This window comes from Neptunitalea chrysea (assembly GCF_027924145.1).
Lineage (GTDB): Bacteria > Bacteroidota > Bacteroidia > Flavobacteriales > Flavobacteriaceae > Neptunitalea > Neptunitalea chrysea.
Genome location: NZ_BRVP01000004.1, coordinates 14,443 through 34,567 on the forward strand (window position 1 = coordinate 14,443; position 20,125 = coordinate 34,567).

The window sequence follows — 20,125 nt, forward strand, 5'->3', positions numbered from 1 at the left end:
GCCTTATTTTAAAGTAGTTTTTTGAGTGACGAGTTATGATAAGCAGATTAGAAAATAAGATTATAATATATGTTTCTATTTTGTTAGGAACTGTATTGAACATACATAAACTATTGGTTTTAGTGCCTCACAAGAAATTGATTAGTTTTTGGGTATTTAATCTTCCCGAACTTGTGTTTCAGTCATTTACTAATATTCTATTTTGTTTACTGATAGGTTTTATAAATCTGAAGATTCTTAAAACTAAAGATAAGAGAAGAAAAAACCTATTTTTATGGGTAGGTAATATTGTTATAACGGTAGTATGCACCTTAATTTTATTTAAAATACAGGAGTTAATTTTTGATAACGTTAAACTACTTCTGGTATCCTTTGGAGGTAACTTACTACGTTTTGGGTTTTCAACCTTATCAATGATTATTTTAGTTCGTTTTCTAATACTCTTAGAAGCAAATGAGATGAAAGAAAAGGAAAACAAAAAATTACAGGAGGCCTATTTAAATGCTGAAATAAATAACTTAAAAGGACAAATTAACCCTCATTTTTTATTCAATTCGTTGAGTAATTTATCTGCCTTGGTAAGAGAAGACACTAATAAAGCACAATTGTTTATTGCTAATCTTTCTAAGGTTTTTAGATATTCATTGAATACACAAAATGTATTTTCTACCACATTAGAAGAAGAACTAAAAGTTTTAAAAGCCTATGCTCAATTACAAGAAATTAGATTAGAGAATAGCCTTAAAATTAGTATAGAGATACCTTTTGGATATTTAAAATACACACTGCCCGTAATAAGTTTACAGCCTTTATTAGAAAATGCTATTAAACATAACCATGCCTCTGAAAGTTCACCATTAGTGGTAATTATTTATGTTGAAGACGATTGTGTTGTAGTTGAGAATAACCTGCAAAAAAATAACATTATTGAGAATAGCACGGGTAATGGACTTGCCAACTTGGCAGAACGTTACCGATTATTATATAAGGAAGAAATTACAATAGTTGAGGGAGACGAATTTTTTAAAGTAGCTTTACCATTAGAATTAGTGTAAATTATGGAATTAAATGTAGTTATTATAGAAGACGAACCGGCAAATGCTCGGAATTTGCAGTACCTTATTAATGAAATAGATGATACTATAAATATAGTGAAAGTATTAGGTTCTGTTAAAGAATCGGTAGAATGGCTACCACAACATTTAGATATCATAGATTTACTTTTTATGGATATTAGGTTAGGAGATGGAATTTCCTTTGATATTTTAGAAAAGATAACTGTAACCAAACCTATAATTTTTGCAACCGCTTACGAAGAGTATGCACTTAAGGCGTTTAATACGTATGGTATTGCATATGTATTAAAACCGTACGAACGTGATGATTTAGAGCAAGCATTAGATAAATATAAGCTTATTACCAGTTCAGGGGAAGCTCCTGAGACCCCTCCTCAAGATATCTTGAGAACGGTTTTAAATACCATTCAGCAAAAAGAACATTTTAAGAAAACCTTCTTGGTTCATTATCAAAATAAATTAATTCCTATAGCAGCCAGTTCTATCGCATGGTTTTACAGTAAAAATGAAATTACCAAGGCGTGTACTGTAGATGGTAAACAGTATTTTATAGAAGATACATTAGAGCATTTGGGTTCCTTATTAAATCCTGATATTTTTTTTAGAGCAAACAGACAATTTATTGTAAACAAAGATGCTATTGAAGTTATAGACTTCTATTTTAATGGAAGGTTATTGGTAAAAGTAACTCCGAAAGCAGATGAACAAATGATTATAAGTAAGGCTAAGGCAAGTGTTTTCAAAAGCTGGTTAGATAGTTAACCATACATTTGTTTTAATGGGGGCTTGTGATATGGGAATCTTTTAATATGTAGCGTTTTTTTATTGGCACCTATTGTAATTGATGGCTATTTATAAAGATACCGTGTAGTAAAACAAAGCCAAAAGTAAGTTTATCTGTAAATGATTCACCCTTATCTAAAGAAATTTCACCCCCAATAAACTCAGTTTAACCTATTTTATGTAGCCAACCCTATCTGAAAATAAACACCTTTGGAGTATCAGAAAAACATAACTTATAAAAATTCAAAAAATGAAAAGAGTCAGACAGGGTAAAAATTATTTTTTAATAATGTTATTAGCAGTAGGGATGCTTGCATCATGTTCAGATAATGATGAAGGATCAGGAACATCTGCAGAACAAGAAGAGGCGGCAGCCGAAGCCATTATGAATGCAATGTCTCCAGAGAGTGGTGGAGCAGTTACGAAAACCGATGAAGCGGTAGAAAAAGCATCTACAATAGAAGAAGCATCTAAAGGAATGGATGAACCGGGAATATCGTGTGGTGTTGTTTACGCAGATGATGCTACTTTATCGGGTACGCAAGGTGGTGTTAATTACTATGTTACAGCTAGCTGGAACTGGATGTTGAGCTGTACAGGTTTTGGGATACCTGAAACATTGGAAATGGGATTTGCTTCTACAAGAGAGTATACCTCTACACGAATGAGTTCTGATGACGAGTCTGACGGAAATATTAAGGTAAGCGGTATAGAATTATTATCAGATGCCTATGTAGTAAATTCTAACGTAGATAATGATGGTACACAGGTTTTTACATTAGGCAATGGGTATACGTTAAGTAGTGACATTTCTTTTACTATAGTTAATTTAACTTACGATAAAGCGACTATGGAAATTGTATCTGGTACTGCAGAGGTTAATTTTAGCGGGGTGTTTAATGGAGCGAGTAGTGCTACTTATAGTGGAACTATTGAGTTTTTAGGAAACAATGAAGCTTTGTTGACTATGAGTAGTGGAAGTACCTATACTTTTTCGTGGTAATAGCTTGTTAAAATGACTTTAGTAAAAATTATATCGTAAATTATTACGTTGTAGTTAATTAAATTAAAGTGAATATTAAAAAGATAGCCTTTTACATTTGTGTAAAGGGCTATTTTAGCATTCTATAACCAGATATTTTATGTATGTTATTTAAGAAAAGCTTAATCTCGTTGGCTATTGGAGGATTTGGAATTGGATTAACCGAATTCATTATGATGGGAATATTAAGGTATGTGGCCAAGGACTTTGGTATAACGATTCCTGAAGCCGGACATTTTATTTCTTCATATGCTTTAGGGGTAGTGGTTGGTGCACCTATACTAGTATTGATTGCAGGTAATTATCCTCCTAAAAAAATACTACTGACATTAATGTTGGTTTTTACCGTTTTTAACTCAATGTCAATATTTGCTTCAAATTATACGTTTTTGGTTATAACTCGGTTTTTATCAGGATTACCACATGGTGCTTATTTTGGAGTGGGAGCAGTGGTAGCCAGTAGACTGGTAGATAGTAGTAAAAGAGCTAGTGCTATTAGTATGGTGCTTGCCGGACTTACTGTAGCTAATATTATTGGTATTCCTTTAACCATTAAATTAGTGAATTTATTAACATGGAGATATGCATTTTTGGTTGTGGGTATAGTAGGTGTTTTAGCTATGTTATTTATTACTATGTGGTTACCTGACTTGAAACAGGAGAGAAGAAATAATGCAAAAAATGAACTGAAAGTATTTATAAAGGCAGAGCCTTGGTTTGTATTAGCTATTACTGCGGTAGGTACAGGAGGCTTTTTTGCATGGTTTAGTTATATAGAACCAATGTTAGTTAAAATTACAGGGTTTTCTGAAGGAAATACCATTAGTGCTATTTTAGCCTTAGCTGGCTTAGGAATGTTTGTCGGTAATTTTGTGGGAGGTTATTTAGCAGACAAAGTAAGTCCAGGAAGAGCCATCATTATCTTATTATCTGTCATGGTACTATGCTTAATTGGCGTATCGTTATTATCTCCTTATAAAATACCAACACTTATAATGACGTTTATTACGGCAGCTTTTGCATTTTCAACAGGATCCCCGATTCAGATGTTAATGATTAATGCGTCTAAAGGAGGAGAAATGCTGGCCTCAGCTTCTAATCAGGCTGGGTTTAATATGGGGAATGCTTTAGGAGCTTATTTAGGTGGGTTACCTATAGCATATGGTTTTGGTTTGGCGTCTCCAGAATGGTCTGGTGCTGGTATGGCAGCTGTAGGTGTTTTAATTACTTTAATGATGCTTATAAGAAGAAAAAAGAAAACAAAGGTAGGTACTATCTAGAGGTAAATTACTTTGTATTTGTAGTTTATAAATTGTATATTTGAGTCGTGCACGACTCAAATATACAATTTATTATGAAAACTTCTTTTTATGATTTAACTGCTAAAACTCCTAAAGGAGAAGAAATTTCTATGAACTCCTATAAAGGGAAAGTTGTTTTAGTAGTAAATACAGCTACGAAATGCGGATTAGCACCACAGTTTACCGGACTAGAAAAATTACATGAAAAGTATAAAGACAAAGGACTGGTTGTACTTGGGTTTCCATCAGATCAGTTTGCAGGGCAGGAGCCGGAATCAAATGATACCGTTGAGCATGTGTGTGAAATGAATTTTGGAGTTACTTTTCAGTTATTTGAGAAATCGCATGTAAACGGATCTTTTACCAATGAGATTTTCAAATTTTTAAAAAGTAAATTGGGGGGTATTTTTGGGAGTAAAATTAAATGGAACTTCACCAAATTTCTTATTGATAAGAATGGGGAACCGATAAAGCGTTTTGCACCTATAACCAAACCGGAATCCATAGAAAAATACATTAAGGATTTATTGTAATGAAGGCCAAAGAAGAATATCAGAAATTAGAAAATCAAATATGTTTTTCTTTGTATGCGGCGTCTCGTTTGGTAACCAAGTGCTATAAACCCTTGTTAAAAGATTTTGAGATTACCTATCCGCAATATTTAGTACTATTGGTTTTATGGGAACAAGAAGCTGTATCTCTTAATTTTATTGCAGAGAAGCTTTTATTGCAATCTAATACGTTAACACCTTTAGTAAAGCGGATGGAGGAATTAGAATTGCTTACCAGAACAAAATCTCATATGGATGAAAGAAGCATCATTATATCATTAGCAGAAAAGGGGAGAGCCATAAAGGATGCGGCAATAGACCTACCTTTTGAATTGGTCTCGGGGTTTAATTTTAGCATGGAAGAAATAACAATGTTAAAAACGTTATTAGATAAGTTAGTAAATAACTTAAACGACGACCAATAGTTTAAGTATCGTTTATAAACCCATAAGAAGTTTCAATAGCGGAATAGTTTGTAAATAATTTAAAAACGATATTTTTGTTTACATAATTAAGAAAGAAGATCATGTCAGAAACAATAGAAAAAGTAAAATGTATTATTATAGGGTCAGGACCAGCAGGATATACTGCTGCAATTTATGCTGCAAGAGCTAATATGAGTCCTGTAATGTATAGAGGAATGCAACCAGGAGGACAGTTAACAACAACCAATGATGTTGAGAACTTTCCTGGATACCCAGAAGGGATAACAGGACCTGAAATGATGATGCAATTAGAGCAACAAGCAAAGCGTTTTGAAGCAGATGTAAGAGATGGTTGGGTTACTAAAGTTGATTTTTCAGGAGAAGTACATAAAGTATGGGTAAATGATGAAAAAGAAATACATGCCGATACCGTAATTATTTCTACAGGTGCTTCTGCAAAATATTTAGGATTGCCATCGGAGCAACACTATTTAAGCATGGGGGGTGGTGTATCTGCTTGTGCGGTTTGTGATGGTTTCTTCTATCGTAACCAAGAGGTAGTTATTGTAGGTGCTGGAGATTCTGCTTGTGAAGAGGCTCATTATTTATCTAAGCTTTGTAAAAAGGTAACCATGTTGGTTAGACGTGATGAGTTTAGAGCTTCAAAAATTATGGCAGAACGTGTAATGAAAACTAGTAACATTGAAATTATGTTTAACACAGAAACTGTTGAAGTTCTTGGGGATGAACAGGTAGTTAGTGGTGTTAAAGCTATTAATAATGTAACCAAAGAGACTACAGAAATACCTGCAACTGGTTTCTTTGTAGCTATAGGTCACCAGCCAAACACCGAAATTTTTAAAGATTATATAGAGTTAGATAGTACTGGTTATATTGTAAATGTATCTGGAACATCTAAAACCAATGTAAAAGGAGTTTTTGTGGCAGGTGATGCTGCAGATAGTGTATATAGACAAGCAGTTACGGCAGCAGGTACAGGTTGTATGGCTGCTTTAGACGCAGAACGTTATTTAGCAGAAGTAGAAGCGCATCAAGAAGCTTAATTGCTATTAAAAGAGAGTAAATAAAAAAGAGGTTGTAAAATTTACAACCTCTTTTTGTATATCTAATCCTTTATTAAAATAAAGGGAATGTTCTATGTTAACTGCTTATAGCATTAATAATACTTTACAAAGTATAAGAATAATTGTAATAACAAGTTTAGATAAAAATTCCATAGCTTTAAATTAGTTTTTAGATGTAAAAATACTATTTATTAATTAATTATATTAATTTTCAGATTTAATTTTTTCAACTTCTAAAAACTGATTACCAGTAGTTTCCGATTTAGTGTCAATTTTTTCAGTTGTAATTTTCTCAGTTTCCTTCAAATTTAAAGAATCAGATGTAGAAGAAAATAAAGGATTGCTCTCGTCTTTCTGATTTTCATCTAGTTCCATTTCTTCTTTTTCTTCTTCAGAATAACAATTTAAACACTCCAATTCTTCATTTCCCATTACCCATTCATAATCGGGCATATCGCGGTCATAAATTCTTTTGTCGTTCTTTATATTACTGATAATGTATTTAATAGAAGGATCTAATTCTACATATATGTCTTCAGGAACGTAAATTGTTACATAAACACTCTGATTTAAATATTTATTTTCGTCATCAGACAATATGTAGTCGTCAAGTTTTATCAAGTTATTGTTGATGGTATAGTTAAAAGAAATATTCTCAGCAATGCTTTTAGCTTGATTGTAATTCTTTCCAGTAGACTTTTTTTCTACCTTAATGTACATGACGGTGTCTATAGTAGGTCTAACATTTAATCGTACATGATGATTTAGTATTTTTTCTTGCCCGTCACTTTCTACTATTGTAATTCCATTCGATTTGTAAGTGTGACTAAATATTCTATCCTGAGACAGGGCAATAGTTACCTTTTTTGGAGAGCCAATGGTATATTCATATTTTTCAGTATTGGTACTGCTAATACTATTCTCAAAGTTATGTTCAATAGCTACATAAATAAGACCAACTATAGCTAATATCCATACAGCTAATAGACTATATCTACTTACATTACCGATAGACTTTGTGTTATTGGCAATAATTTTAATTCCTAAAATTAGTAAGAAAAAGAATGGAATACCCACAGCAAATAAAACAAGCAACATAAAGAACCAAAATGGAACATCATGTAAAAAATAACTTTCATTCATTCCAAATGGTCCAAAGTGCACACTAAATGAGCCACCAATAATAGCTGCTATAACACCCATTAGTAAACCTATAAGCGTAGCAACAGCTACTATAATAAGTAGCACACCAGCAAATTTTCCGAATACTTTTAAAATAGTCACAATAATGTTTCCAATAGTTTCGAAAAAGGTTTGACCAGTAGATTTAATTTTTCTACCTGCTTTTTCATAATCAGCGTTTTTTACTCTATCGGCCACATCCTCAAATCCTTCTTTTACTTTTTTCTCGATATTGCTAATGTTAACCGGCTCCCCCCGCATAGACAATTTTTGCGCAGTAGTAACAGCTTCTGGCATAATTATCCATAAAATGATATAGAGTAAAATAGGAGATCCAAATCCTGCTATTACTAATAATACCCATAATAAACGTATCCATAACGGATCTATGCCAAAGTAATAACTTAAACCAGATGAAACCCCAGCTATATATTTGTTATCTGGGTCTCTAAGTAATTGTTTGTGTGTCCCTTTTGGAGCCGATTTTTGACGTATAGGTTCATCCTCAAAAATTTCTTCATCTACCATGTAATCTTCCGGTTGTCCCATAATATCGATTACTTCAGAAACGTCTTTCATACTTACAACCTGACGTTCGTTCATTAATCGCTCTGAAAATAGTTCGGCTATACGAGCTTCTATGTCACCTATTATTTCGTCTCTTCCTGGTGATGAGGATAACGATCGTTTAATAGTATCTAAGTATTTCTGTAACTTAAAATAGGCTTCTTCATCTATATGAAAAAACAGACCTCCTAAGTTTATATTTATCGTTTTGTTCATGGTACATTAGTGTTTTTGAGTTGTTACAACGGTTACTGCATTATGTAATTCGTTCCAGGTATTGTTTAATTCTTTTAAGAAAATCTTACCAGTTTCTGTAAGTGCGTAATATTTTCTCGGAGGACCGGATGTTGATTCTTCCCAACGATAATTTAGTAATCCGGAGTTCTTTAATCTGGTCAGTAAAGGATAAATAGTTCCTTCAACTACCAGCATCTTTGCGTTTTTTAAGGTCTCAAGAATTTCTGCAACATATTTATCTTCATCTTTTAAGATAGAAAGAATGCAATATTCTAGAACCCCTTTACGCATTTGCGCTTTGGTATTCTCAATGTTCATAAGCCTTTTCTTTGAATGTGATTAAACTGTTCGTTTTTTTGATTGATGATGTTCATTTTTTGATTGATGATGTTCATTTTTTGATTGATGATGTTCATTTTTTGATTGATGATTATTGATTGATGAATTTTAAAAAATTAATACTCAATGGAAACTGATAATATTCTCCTCTATTGGCTTTTATAGCTGCGCTTATAACACACACAAGCTCTAAAACTTTAAGCCCTATAAATAGGCAACCCAAAATAATTGTTTGAAAGAAATTACGGTTTCCAACGTGAAAATTTTCAAATGAAAAGTAATTGCTATGAATGGCATTGTCATATACATCCCAAATGTTACCAATGTTAAAAGCGAAAAGCGAAACACCGGCAATACCTAAGACTATATGATAAATAAGAATACTTAATTGAAAATTAATAGCTTGTTTGCCATGATTGTCAATAAAGGAACTTTTTTCTTTATTAATAGCCCAAAGTACTATTGGTACAATAAAGTTTCCTAACGGAATAACAATTTTACTAAACACAGAAATTTGTATTACTGTGGCTACATTTTTTTGATGATTTGTGATTGATGAGTCCATTACATATTATTTTCTTATACAAATATATGTCTTTAAAAAGGTATTATGCAAAACATAGTACCTAAATTTAACATAAATTTAAGATTTAGCATCAATAATCATTTACTATCTTTTTGTTGAAATAAGATGTATATTTAACATATGAACTTTACTCCTAAAAAATTAAATACTTTTTTAATGGTTAAATTACCTTCTGCATGGCTATGTGGAGTACGAGTACAAACCATTGATACCAATAGCTGTACAGTAAATGTACGCCACAAATGGATTAATAAAAACCCGTTTAAATCTATGTTCTGGGCTGTGCAAGGTATGGCAGCCGAAATGTCTACCGGAACCTTAGTAATGAAAGAGATGTATGAGAGTAAGAAAAAAATCTCTATGCTTGTAGCTTCTAATAAAGCAACGTTTACAAAAAAAGCTGTTGGAAAAATAACCTTTACAACTAATGATGGCGTTAAAATAAAGAAGGCTATAGAAGACACTATTAGAACGGGTGAGGGACAAACGTTTTGGATGGAATCTATTGGGGTAGATGAGGTAGGAGATGTGGTTTCTAATTTTGCATTTGAATGGACTATAAAGGTTAAATCTTAAAAATTAGATGTAACAAATTACTACAGGCATAAACCAATAGTGTATAATTAAAAAAAAAGAAGAAATGACATCACACGAAATAGACTATGAAATTTTTGGAGAAGAAATGCAATATGTAGAAATAGAATTAGATCCTCAAGAAGCTGTAGTAGCTGAAGCAGGTACCTTTATGATGATGGATAATGGTATTGCAATGGATACTATTTTTGGAGATGGTTCTAAACAAAATCAAGGAGTTATGGGGAAACTATTTTCTGCAGGTAAACGTTTGCTAACTGGTGAGAGTTTATTTATGACTGTATTTCTTAATAACGATTATGGAAAGAAAAAGGTAAGTTTTGCTTCTCCGTATCCAGGGAAAATAATTCCTATAGATTTAACTAACTACAGAGGTAAGTTTATTTGCCAGAAAGATGCTTTTTTGTGTGCTGCTAAAGGGGTTACTATTGGTGTAGAGTTTTCTAAAAAATTGGGAAGAGGCTTTTTTGGAGGAGAAGGTTTTATTATGCAAAAGTTAGAAGGAGATGGTATGGCATTTGTACATGCAGGCGGAACCTTAGCTAGAAAAGAATTGGCGCCTGGTGAAATACTAAAAGTAGATACCGGATGTATTGTTGGTTTTACACAAGATGTGGATTATGATATTGAGTTTATAGGGGGGATAAAGAATAGTATTTTTGGAGGAGAAGGGTTGTTTTTTGCAACCTTACGAGGTCCGGGAATTGTTTATATGCAATCGTTACCGTTTAGCAGATTAGCAGGAAGAGTATTAGCAGCTGCTCCACAAGTTGGTGGTAAACAAAAAGGTGAAGGTAGTATATTAGGAGGTTTAGGTAATTTACTTGACGGAGATAACGAATTTTAACTGTTAAATTATTGTATTAACAATTTTTAACAAAATATTTCGCAATATAAACGTTATTTTTAAAGTGACCTAAAATATGAATACCTATGGCTAGAGCAATGTTGGAGTATACCAAAACAATACTTTCAAAAGTTAGTTTTGATGCTGTACTCTTTAAAAAAGAACTGGAGAAAGCAGTTAAGAGATTATTGCCTTATGAGATTGAAGAATTACGATTATGGCTGAAGCGATTTACAATACAAAATCCAGAACTTTCAGAATGTATATTGTTATTAAATAACTAAGAAAACAAAGAGCCACTTACTAAGCGGCTCTTTGTTTTCTTAGTTGTTTTAAAATAAAATTTTAACTCAATAATTGAGATTAAATACTCCGATACTTGTCTCGAAATAGAAATGCCATGCTTACTAAATGTTTCGTGGGGTTGCCCCGAAATAGTTTATTTTTATAAGTATGCTTAGCAGGCTTTTATCTTTTTGCAACTGGGCTAATAATCTGAACATTCTGAAATGCAATAGCACCTCGTATAACACCCATAATAACTTCTCTTAATGCCTCAATAATGTGTAGTTTTAATTCGCTCTTATGATAAATAAGACTTACTTCTCTGGCAGGTGTAGGCTCATTAAAATAGTGTAGATTGTCTTTTTCGGTACCTTTAAGATCTAATGAATGTAAGTACGGTAATAAGGTCATACCCATACCTTCATTTGCCAATTTAATCATGGTTTCAAAACTTCCACTTTCTAATTGGAAACGTTCATCATTAAAACCTTTATTGCTCTTACATAAATTTACAACGCCTTCTCTAAAGCAATGTCCGTCTTCCAGTAATAATATATCTTCTATAGCTAAATCTGTAGTGTCAATTTTTTTGTTGCTATACAATCTATGATTTTGCGGAATATAAGCAACAAAAGGCTCGTAGTACAACACACGTTCTTTAATATGCTCATGTTGTAATGGGGTGGCTGCAATGGCAGCATCTAAATTACCGTCCATCAATTTTTCTATAATTCCTTTTGTATTTAGCTCCTCAATTTTAAGATGAACTTTGCTATATTTTTTTATAAAGTTGGTTAAAAACATAGGGAGTAGAGTAGGCATTACTGTTGGTATGATGCCTAATTTAAATTCACCGCCAATAAATCCTTTCTGTTGCTCAACAATATCCTTAATACGATTGGCTTCGTTTACAATATTTTTAGATTGTTCCACCAGCTTTCTTCCTATTTCGGTAAGTTGTATTGGTTTTTTACCTCTATCAAAAATAAGAATATCTAATTCGTCTTCTAATTTTTGAATTTGCATACTAAGAGTAGGTTGGGTAACAAAACTTTTTTCTGCAGCTAATGTAAAATTTTGATATTTAGCTACAGCTAACACATATTGTAATTGCGTAATTGTCATTAGTTATAATTTAAGGCTATAAAAATACAAAAACTATCAATATTACTTATAGTAAATAAGAAAGTTTATGAGTGATATAAGTTATTGAAAATCAATTTTTTTTTATTTTAAACATTTTGTCTGTTTTAAATATTTAGAATATTTTTATAGTAAGTGGTTAACTAATCTATTACCAATAAGCTTATGAAAAAACTTCTACTTTTATTTTTACTTTTTTAGTTGTCAATTTTTCGGTAGCCCAAACTACAGCAATACCAGATCAAGGCTTTGAGCAATGGTTAATTTAGCAAGGAATAGATAGCGATAATACCTTAAATGGTTAGGCTCCTTATGATCAGTTGAATATTAGTCAATTGCACACACCCATAAATTATTCATCCGATTGTGCCTTAGGAGTAGATGTTGTAGAAGGTAATCAGACGATAGCTGTATATCCTAATCCTACAAGTAACTTTATTACTATAGATACACCAATGGATATAGATTATATAGAACTGTATGATTTAACAGGTAGAAAGCTGAACACATTTTATACAGGTTTTGAAAAGTTACCGTTAGATTGTGCCAAAGGAACCTACCTTCTTAAGATGTACGCTAGTGTTTTAGAAACCAAAAAAGTGGTAGTAAGGTAGGGTATAGGTGTTGTAAATTAAGGTATAAGAACTATCAATGTTATCTATGGTAATTGATTTTTATTATTTGTAAATTTGATACTGTAAATAAGAAAAAATTATTCTAATGAACTATAATAGTTTAGGCCTTGATGCCCAGAAAACAGAAAAAATAGCTGAAAAATTGAATGTTTTGTTGGCTAATTTTCAAACGTACTACCAGAATTTAAGAGGAATACACTGGAATATTCGTGGTAAAAGATTTTTTGATCTTCATGTTAAATTTGAAGAATTATACACCGATGCTAATATTAAGGTAGATGAAATTGCCGAGCGTATACTTACCTTAGGGAAGGTACCACTTCATACATTCGACGATTATGTAAAGGCTTCTAAAGTACCTGTAGGTAAAAATATTCATAATGATGAGCATTCGGTACAATTAGTAGTTAATTCCCTGAGCGAATTATTAAAGATAGAACGTGAAATTTTAGATGATTCTGGGGATGCAAGTGACGAAGGAACAAATTCTATGATGAGTGACTTTATAACTGAGCAAGAGAAAACGGTTTGGATGATGAAGGCGTGGTTAGACGAGAAAATTTAATTTAAGTAATAGTAAATGAAAACGGCTGCCATGTGCAGCCGTTTTTTATTATGTATAGCTCAAAGTATGTTAAATCTTGATTATTGATTTAAAAACGTATTTCAAGAGTTTTATCTTCGCCAGATACCTCAAACTTACTACCGTTAAATTGTGGAGGACCAAATGGCATAGGGTTGTTAGAGCAGCCGTAGCTTTCTTTTGGTATACCATTTACAGTATAATCCATTTTCATGTTTTCATTTTCATCATGTAATACAAGTATAGCATATGTTCCAGGAGCAACGTTTTCGAAACTAGCTTTTGCTACACCATTTTCTATAGTAGCAATAACCGTTTGAACTCCTTTACTTTTTAAAAAAGTTTCTGCTGTGTGTAATCCAAAAATTACTTTTCCGTTGTTATTGGTAACGTTGGCTACTTTAGCAGTAATGGTTGCTGTGTCTGTACTTTGTGAATAAGATACAACAGATGTAAAAACAAATAAAAGAAGTGTAACTAATGATTTCATGGTATAATGTTTTAGTGATTATTAATTTGTACACTTCAAAAGTGCGTTAAATCACTGGTACATGAAAAGTTAGGTTACCCAATTGTGTTTTTTGAGAGATGAATCGTAATGATAGGGTTACAGTAAACCTCTAGCCTTTATTTCAAGATATTTATTAATAGTGTTTACGGTTAAATTTTCAGGGTTGGTAAGTATGGTTTGAATTCCGTGTTTTCTTAATTCGTTTACAATAAGTTTCTTCTCAAACACAAATTTTTCTGCAATCGTTTTTTGAAAAATATCATAGGTTGATACCGCTTTTTTCTCTGTAGCTTTTTTAAGTTCGGTATTCTCGAAGAATATAACCACTAACAAATGATTTTTAGCTAAAGCTTGTAAATAAGGTAGTTGCCTGTGTAAGGCATCTAAGGTCTCAAAGTTTGTATATAACAGTAGTAAACTACGTTGATTAATGGTACGCTTTATTTCGGTATACAATCTAGAAAAATCGGGCTCAGTAAAATTAGTATCAACATTGTATAATGTTTCCAGAATAAGATTCATTTGAGCAGGTCTACGTTCTGCTACAACTCTGTTTTCTATTTTACTAGAAAAAGTCATCATCCCTGCTTTATCTTGTTTCATTAGCGCAATATTGCTAATTACCAAGGTTGCATTTATAGCGTAATCTAATAAGGTAAGTCCGTTAAAAGGCATCTTCATAACTCTACCTTTGTCGATAACACTATATACCGGTTGCGATTTTTCATCCTGAAACTGATTAATCATTAGTTGATTCTTCTTAGCAGTGGCTTTCCAGTTAATATTGCGTATATCATCTCCTTGTACATATTCTTTAATTTGTTCAAATTCCATGGTATGACCAATACGTCTTATTTTTTTAAGACCGAATTCATTAATACGATTAGAAAATGCCATTAACATGTATTGGCGCAACTGCAAAAAAGAAGGGTAATTAGGTGCCATAGCATCTTTTCCGAACTGAAATCTTCTTGATAAAAGATTTATTGGAGAGGTAACGTACACATTTAAATTTCCAAAATGATACTCACCACGTTCTATCGGGCGTAGGTTATAGGTGATTTTTTTTAATTCTGATTTTTTTAATGTGGTGTCTATTTCAAAATCACGTTTTTGATATTGAAAAGGTAACTCATCTATAAGTGTAAGTTCAACAGGAAAATTATAACTGTTTTCAAGTTGAATTTCTATTTTATTATAATCTCCGTTACTTAGCTTTTTTGGTAATACTCTTGTGGCGTTAATTCCTTTTTGTTTGTATAGTAAAATACAATCTGCAAACAGAGTGAATACAAATGTATAAAATAACATTATAGAAATTGAGTATATAGTAGGGTACATGTAGCCCAGAATAAAGAGTATCACTAGAGCTACAATAACCTTAAAAAACCTAGGTTGCAGATATATATTTTTAAAAAGCCTTTTCACTAACGCGGGATTTCAATGGTTTCCAAAATTTGACTTACTACTTTTTCAGTAGTAAATCCTTCCATTTCTCTTTCAGGTGTAAGCACCAATCTATGATTTAAAACGCCTTTGGCACATCTCTTAATATCATCGGGTGTTACAAAGTCTCTACCGTTAATAGCGGCATTAGCTTTAGCAGCATTTAAAATAGCAATAGAAGCTCTTGGCGATGCACCTAAATATAAGTTAGGATTGTTTCTGGTATTAATTACAATAGAGGCTATATAGGAGATTAAATGATCTTCTACTAAAATATCTTTAATAGTGTTTTGATATTCTGCAATTTTATCCGCAGTTAAAATCGGTTGTATTGCATCAAAATCAATAACATCTTTTCTTTGGTGATTCCCCGTGATAATAGCAATCTCTTCTTCTAAGTTTGGGTAATTAACATCTATTTTAAATAGAAAACGGTCTAATTGTGCTTCAGGTAATCTATACGTACCTTCTTGTTCAATAGGGTTTTGAGTAGCAAAAACTAAAAATGGAGGTTGCATATCATGGTGTATGCCATCAATAGTAATTTGTCTTTCTGCCATTACTTCAAAAAGAGCTGCTTGTGTTTTTGCAGGAGAACGGTTAATCTCATCAATCAGAACAATGTTTGAAAAAATAGGCCCTTTTTTAAACTCAAACTCATTTGTTTTTACATTAAAAACAGAGGTTCCTAAAATATCACTTGGCATTAAATCAGGGGTAAACTGAATTCTGCTGAAATCTACATTTAGCGTTTTGGCTATTAGTTTTGCTGTAATGGTTTTAGCTACTCCCGGAACACCTTCTATTAGCGTATGACCATTTGCTAAGATTGAAATAATCATAAACTCTACAAACTCTTCTTGTCCAACAATAACTTTTCCTATTTCAGTTTTAATGGCTTCAACCGCTTGTTGTAAAGGAGATAAATCTATACGTGCGTTAAAGTTTACGTTCTCGTTTTCAGACTCTATATCCCTATTTATATTCTCCATAAGCTATGTTATTGTTTTAAAAATTGTTCTATTTTTTTATTTAAGTTAATTAGGTCGTTTTCAGAATGATTTTTTTTATTGGTTAAGTGTACAATAAGTTTTACTAATTTATTCACCTCTTCAATGTTTTTACCGGATTTAACCGAGAGATTTTCAATAAATTTTTTAGAAAGGTTATTGGTGTCTAAATAATAATAGGTTCTAACATGTTCTAAAAAATAGATGATTTTATTTTTAACTAAGTTGCTGTAATTCTTATGTTCAAAGTACAAGTTGCCTATTGTTCTTGTAAATTCAAGAGTATGATTCTTATTAGGCTCAATTATTGGGATGATACGCTGTTTTCTTTTTCCGTTAAAAATGGTGAACAGAATTAGCGAAACAAGACTTATATAGAAAGCCCATTTTAAGGCTTCTGTTCGCAAAACAAATCGTAGCGGAGAACTAACATTTTTTCTCCCCGATTTATAATAATTGTCCCAAATAATATTGTTTTTAAAAGCATACGATAGAACAGCTTCTGCATACGCTTCATTATTGTTTAACAGATGGTAATTGGTAAAAGCATAAGGGTTACTATGTATATAAAATGCTCCTTGTGAAGCACCATAAGGTACTTTTATATAATTGATTAACTCTTTTTCATAAGTAGGAGTATTATAGTTATAAATATTATCATCCTCATTTACATAATCACCGTAATGTTCAGCATTTGTTGTAGTTTTTTCTTTGTGATATTTTGCATATCCAAGAGCAACAGTCTTTACGGTATCTATTTCAGCAAAATAGCTAAGATCAATAACATCGTTATAGTTCGCCGAGCGATCTTCTAAATAGGGTGAGTAGAATTCATTATCTATATTTTTTACTTTGAACCCCATATTTTGATAGCCCCTTTTAATATAGAAATTTAAGGTGTCACTTAACTTTCCGCTCATTTGAAGGGTACTTATAAATACGTTATTGCCATCTTCTACAAAGTCAAGAAGTTCAGTGGTTTCTTCTTTGTCTATGTCTAAATAATCGTTTATAAGTATATAGGTGCTGTTGCTTTTATTATAAAAAGCATCTCGGTTATCAATAATATTTAAGTTTGATTCTTCAAAATTAGGAAACATTTCTTCTAGCTGATTGTACAGTACATAACAGCCTAACGGAATTTTGTCTGCAGCAGAATAGGAATCATTCCAGTTTACGGGTTTTGGCTTAGCAACATCTGCAATAATAAGTCCAAGAATAAAAACTCCTATTGCATACAATCCAAATTTACTTCTTTTATCCATTAGCAACTAACTTGTTTAATTGGTTAAAATTAGATTGTGTTTTAGCAAAATCCTTTTCATCTATTGAGAACTCACCATACCATACATAATCATAGATATAAGAAACACTTTTAAATATTTCTTTAGTTTCAGGGTTTTTGATTTCGTTCTGGTATTCTGAGTTGGTTTTATCATAGTGCCATTCAATCATATTTTTGGCAGCCAGTAGCTGTAATGATTTTAGATATAAATATCTAACGGCAAGTCTATAGTTTAGAGTACTTAATGCTTGATTTATAAGTATATCAAAGTCAATTTTTTCTATGTTCTCCTCATCAAATTGTAAGGTGTCAATGGTTCTGCTTTCCTTTTTAAAGACAGTGTTTATAGGAGCGTTTATTAAATATTTTATAATAAGATAAACAAGTAAACATATAAATAATACGTAAACAATATACTCTAAGATTTTACGAGTCATGAAGTCTAATTCTATCCCAAATAGGTCTTCAGTCCAACCAAATAGTTTTTTAAATATATTGCGCATTAAATTAACATCTCCCGTATCATTGGAGGTATAATCAAAATCTGAATCGTTGTACTTTTCTTGTAAGTTTTCAGAGAACGATTGTACTTCAATTTTAGCACTGTCAATTTCAACAGGAGGCACTGTTTCCTGAGCTTCCGTAGTAAATTGCACCAGTACTAATAATATAAACAATAACAGTTTCTTGATCATATTATTCGGTTGTTTGACCAATTAATTCTATTCTGGATTGTAAATGGGTGTTGAATTTTTTCTCGTGTAAGTTGTAATAAAGCGTTCCAAAAGCTAATTGGTTAAGCGCTTGTAACCCCGTATATACAATAATGTATAAACAAAAGAACAAGGTAAATAAAACATTTGCTGTAGGACTAGTATATAGCACGGTATTATTCTCAATCGAGAAAAATACGTATATCCCAAACAAGGTTCCCGGAATCATTAAAATTAGGGTTGTAATAATAAGGTTAAGCATAGATAGTGAAAAACTGTACCCAAGTACAAATAAAAAGTTATGGATAAATAACTCCCATGCGTTTGACATACCTTTTCCAATTCCGTTGTTGTTATCGAATATAGCAACAAATATTAACCCCAAAAATATTTTAATTAAAAACTGGAGAATTAAAGTAAAAAAGAAAGGTACATAAGGATGAATAAAACTAAGAGCAACCGTTAATAACCCCGAAATAATAAAATATCCAATCATAAATGCAATACCTATAAAAATCATAAGAGCTAATGATCCTATATTATGCATAACCCTATCCCAAATCATTTTTGAGGTAAAGTTATTTTTATTCTCCACGTATTGACTAATATAAGAACCTGAAAAAGCACTGTTAATCAAATAGGTGAACAAATACACAAATACCCCCAATCCAATACCTAAATATAAATAGCTTTCATAATTATCTGTACTGCTGCTTGCTCCAAACTTAAAAGTTCTACTGCTTAACCCCATAAAACCATGAACTATAAGATAAGCAGTAATCATCATAAAAATGAACCCAATAAAATTATATCTCAGATAGTTGTTTAAGAAAGGCTTTATGTTTTGTTTTAAAAATTTAAAATAGATATCCACCAAATCCCCAAAGGATTCTCTATTTTTCAGTTCTATGTACTTTTGCATGTTTTTTGTTTATAATTATGGGATAGACAATATAGTAATAAACCACTAGAGTTAGTGATAAAAATATGATTGTATAGGCAATAAAAGAAGGCATAAAATCTCCATATCTGGTAATGAACCCTTCAATAAAACCTGCAATTATAAAAAACGGAAGTGTGCTTATCATTATTTTTAATCCGTCTTTAGCACCTTTCATAAATGATACTCTTCTTGTATAGGTTTTAGGAAATAAGAAACTGTTTCCCATTGCTAAACCTGCACAACCTGCTATAATAATAACCCAAATTTCTATAGTGCCATGCAACCAAATAGTACTGGTTTTTTCAAGTAACCCGTATTTATAAAAGAAGGTAACAAAAGAGCCTAGCATTATACCGTTTCGAAGTAAAATAAAAATAGTGCCTACACTAAATATAGCACCCATGGCAAAGGCATAAAAACCTACCTTTATATTGTTAATGGTAATACCTAAAAAAGCACCTATATTACTGCCACTTCTGTAAACAGCCATAGGTTCTCCTTTTTCAATATTTTTAATGGTCATATTTACATAATGATTGCCTAATATTAAACGTATAAAACTATCGTCGTTTAGGGTAGATATTACGCCAATTAAAACAAAGACAAAGAAGAATAAAAATGTGTATAATAGCGTTTTTTGGTGTTGCCCAAAAAATAGAGGGAACTCATACAGCCAAAAATTTTTGATCTTACTTCTAGACTCCGTTTTATTTTTATAAATCTTTTGATGCGCTTCTGTAGTAAGCGAATTTAGGTACGCCAGAGTTTTACTTTCGGGGTAATACGTTTGAGCGTATGATAAATCATTCGTAAGTTGTATGTAATAAGTTGCTAAATCGTCAGGATTTATTTTTATATTGCCATGCAAAGCTTTTTCAAATAAAATCCATTTTTCTTTATTTTGTTTAACAAAGGAAGCTTCGCGCATTGGTTAGTTGGTTTAAATAACGAATATA

The 20,125-nt window shown here is 31.8% G+C and carries 23 protein-coding genes; 12 read left to right on the forward strand and 11 right to left on the reverse strand.

The window, feature by feature from the left end:
* Positions 1-35 precede the first annotated feature (35 nt).
* From NBRC110019_RS03245 to trxB, 7 genes are all read left to right on the forward strand, one after another.
* Positions 36-1,055: a sensor histidine kinase gene (locus NBRC110019_RS03245; protein ID WP_281752327.1), complete on the forward strand. Its 1,020-nt coding sequence runs from the start codon at positions 36-38 to the stop codon at positions 1,053-1,055.
* Between the two features lie 3 nt (positions 1,056-1,058).
* Positions 1,059-1,838, forward strand: a complete 780-nt coding sequence (locus NBRC110019_RS03250; RefSeq protein WP_281752329.1) for a LytR/AlgR family response regulator transcription factor — start codon at positions 1,059-1,061, stop codon at positions 1,836-1,838.
* A 271-nt stretch (positions 1,839-2,109) separates the two neighbouring features.
* Positions 2,110-2,862, forward strand: coding sequence for a hypothetical protein (locus tag NBRC110019_RS03255; RefSeq protein WP_281752331.1), 753 nt, complete (start codon positions 2,110-2,112; stop codon positions 2,860-2,862).
* A gap of 143 nt (positions 2,863-3,005) precedes the next feature.
* Positions 3,006-4,181 carry an MFS transporter gene (locus NBRC110019_RS03260; RefSeq protein WP_281752332.1) on the forward strand — a complete coding sequence of 392 codons (1,176 nt, stop codon included), beginning with the start codon at positions 3,006-3,008 and terminating at the stop codon, positions 4,179-4,181.
* A gap of 74 nt (positions 4,182-4,255) precedes the next feature.
* Positions 4,256-4,735 carry a glutathione peroxidase gene (locus tag NBRC110019_RS03265; RefSeq protein WP_281752334.1) on the forward strand — a complete coding sequence of 160 codons (480 nt, stop codon included), beginning with the start codon at positions 4,256-4,258 and terminating at the stop codon, positions 4,733-4,735.
* Complete coding sequence (locus NBRC110019_RS03270; RefSeq protein ID WP_281752336.1) at positions 4,735-5,178, forward strand: MarR family winged helix-turn-helix transcriptional regulator; 444 nt, start codon at positions 4,735-4,737, stop codon at positions 5,176-5,178. The genes NBRC110019_RS03265 and NBRC110019_RS03270 overlap by 1 nt, the downstream gene beginning before the upstream one ends.
* A gap of 101 nt (positions 5,179-5,279) precedes the next feature.
* Positions 5,280-6,242, forward strand: a complete 963-nt coding sequence (gene trxB, locus NBRC110019_RS03275; RefSeq protein WP_281752338.1) for a thioredoxin-disulfide reductase — start codon at positions 5,280-5,282, stop codon at positions 6,240-6,242.
* A gap of 225 nt (positions 6,243-6,467) precedes the next feature.
* Here trxB and NBRC110019_RS03280 read toward each other — a convergent pair whose 3' ends face one another.
* The 3 genes from NBRC110019_RS03280 to NBRC110019_RS03290 form a co-directional block, all read right to left on the reverse strand.
* Entirely contained in the window at positions 6,468-8,228 is a 1,761-nt protein-coding gene (locus NBRC110019_RS03280) for a PspC domain-containing protein (protein ID WP_281752340.1), read from the reverse strand.
* A gap of 6 nt (positions 8,229-8,234) precedes the next feature.
* Positions 8,235-8,567, reverse strand: coding sequence for a PadR family transcriptional regulator (locus NBRC110019_RS03285; protein WP_281752342.1), 333 nt, complete (start codon positions 8,565-8,567; stop codon positions 8,235-8,237).
* Between the two features lie 112 nt (positions 8,568-8,679).
* Entirely contained in the window at positions 8,680-9,153 is a 474-nt protein-coding gene (locus NBRC110019_RS03290) for a DUF4870 domain-containing protein (RefSeq protein WP_281752344.1), read from the reverse strand.
* Between the two features lie 141 nt (positions 9,154-9,294).
* On the opposite strand from NBRC110019_RS03290, the gene NBRC110019_RS03295 reads away from it, so the two are divergent.
* From NBRC110019_RS03295 to NBRC110019_RS03305, 3 genes are all read left to right on the forward strand, one after another.
* Positions 9,295-9,750, forward strand: coding sequence for a DUF4442 domain-containing protein (locus NBRC110019_RS03295; RefSeq protein ID WP_281752346.1), 456 nt, complete (start codon positions 9,295-9,297; stop codon positions 9,748-9,750).
* Between the two features lie 64 nt (positions 9,751-9,814).
* The gene (locus NBRC110019_RS03300) at positions 9,815-10,615 is read left to right on the forward strand and encodes a TIGR00266 family protein (protein ID WP_281752348.1); all 801 of its coding nucleotides are present in this window, start codon (positions 9,815-9,817) and stop codon (positions 10,613-10,615) included.
* Positions 10,616-10,701: 86 nt separating this feature from the next.
* Entirely contained in the window at positions 10,702-10,899 is a 198-nt protein-coding gene (locus NBRC110019_RS03305; RefSeq protein WP_281752350.1) for a hypothetical protein, read from the forward strand.
* A gap of 184 nt (positions 10,900-11,083) precedes the next feature.
* On the opposite strand, the gene NBRC110019_RS03310 is transcribed toward NBRC110019_RS03305, so the two are convergent.
* A complete protein-coding gene (locus NBRC110019_RS03310) occupies positions 11,084-12,025 on the reverse strand; it encodes a hydrogen peroxide-inducible genes activator (RefSeq protein WP_281752352.1) in 942 nt (313 codons plus the stop codon).
* 353 nt (positions 12,026-12,378) lie between these two features.
* On the opposite strand from NBRC110019_RS03310, the gene NBRC110019_RS03315 reads away from it, so the two are divergent.
* Both NBRC110019_RS03315 and NBRC110019_RS03320 read left to right on the forward strand, forming a co-directional pair.
* Positions 12,379-12,657 carry a T9SS type A sorting domain-containing protein gene (locus NBRC110019_RS03315; protein ID WP_281752354.1) on the forward strand — a complete coding sequence of 93 codons (279 nt, stop codon included), beginning with the start codon at positions 12,379-12,381 and terminating at the stop codon, positions 12,655-12,657.
* Between the two features lie 106 nt (positions 12,658-12,763).
* Entirely contained in the window at positions 12,764-13,243 is a 480-nt protein-coding gene (locus NBRC110019_RS03320) for a Dps family protein (RefSeq protein ID WP_281752356.1), read from the forward strand.
* 88 nt (positions 13,244-13,331) lie between these two features.
* On the opposite strand, the gene NBRC110019_RS03325 is transcribed toward NBRC110019_RS03320, so the two are convergent.
* From NBRC110019_RS03325 to NBRC110019_RS03355, 7 genes are all read right to left on the reverse strand, one after another.
* The gene (locus NBRC110019_RS03325; RefSeq protein ID WP_281752358.1) at positions 13,332-13,751 is read right to left on the reverse strand and encodes a DUF2141 domain-containing protein; all 420 of its coding nucleotides are present in this window, start codon (positions 13,749-13,751) and stop codon (positions 13,332-13,334) included.
* Between the two features lie 117 nt (positions 13,752-13,868).
* Positions 13,869-15,200, reverse strand: a complete 1,332-nt coding sequence (locus NBRC110019_RS03330; RefSeq protein ID WP_281752360.1) for a DUF58 domain-containing protein — start codon at positions 15,198-15,200, stop codon at positions 13,869-13,871.
* Positions 15,200-16,210: an AAA family ATPase gene (locus tag NBRC110019_RS03335; protein ID WP_281752362.1), complete on the reverse strand. Its 1,011-nt coding sequence runs from the start codon at positions 16,208-16,210 to the stop codon at positions 15,200-15,202. The genes NBRC110019_RS03330 and NBRC110019_RS03335 overlap by 1 nt, the downstream gene beginning before the upstream one ends.
* 8 nt (positions 16,211-16,218) lie before the next feature.
* Complete coding sequence (locus tag NBRC110019_RS03340; RefSeq protein WP_281752363.1) at positions 16,219-17,493, reverse strand: DUF4350 domain-containing protein; 1,275 nt, start codon at positions 17,491-17,493, stop codon at positions 16,219-16,221.
* Positions 17,486-18,208: a hypothetical protein gene (locus tag NBRC110019_RS03345; protein ID WP_281752365.1), complete on the reverse strand. Its 723-nt coding sequence runs from the start codon at positions 18,206-18,208 to the stop codon at positions 17,486-17,488. Before NBRC110019_RS03345 ends, NBRC110019_RS03340 begins: the two co-directional genes overlap by 8 nt.
* A 1-nt stretch (position 18,209) precedes the next feature.
* Positions 18,210-19,148: a hypothetical protein gene (locus tag NBRC110019_RS03350; protein ID WP_281752367.1), complete on the reverse strand. Its 939-nt coding sequence runs from the start codon at positions 19,146-19,148 to the stop codon at positions 18,210-18,212.
* On the reverse strand, positions 19,120-20,097 hold the full coding sequence (locus NBRC110019_RS03355) for a stage II sporulation protein M (RefSeq protein ID WP_281752369.1): 978 nt from the start codon (positions 20,095-20,097) through the stop codon (positions 19,120-19,122). The genes NBRC110019_RS03350 and NBRC110019_RS03355 overlap by 29 nt, the downstream gene beginning before the upstream one ends.
* Positions 20,098-20,125 lie beyond the last annotated feature (28 nt).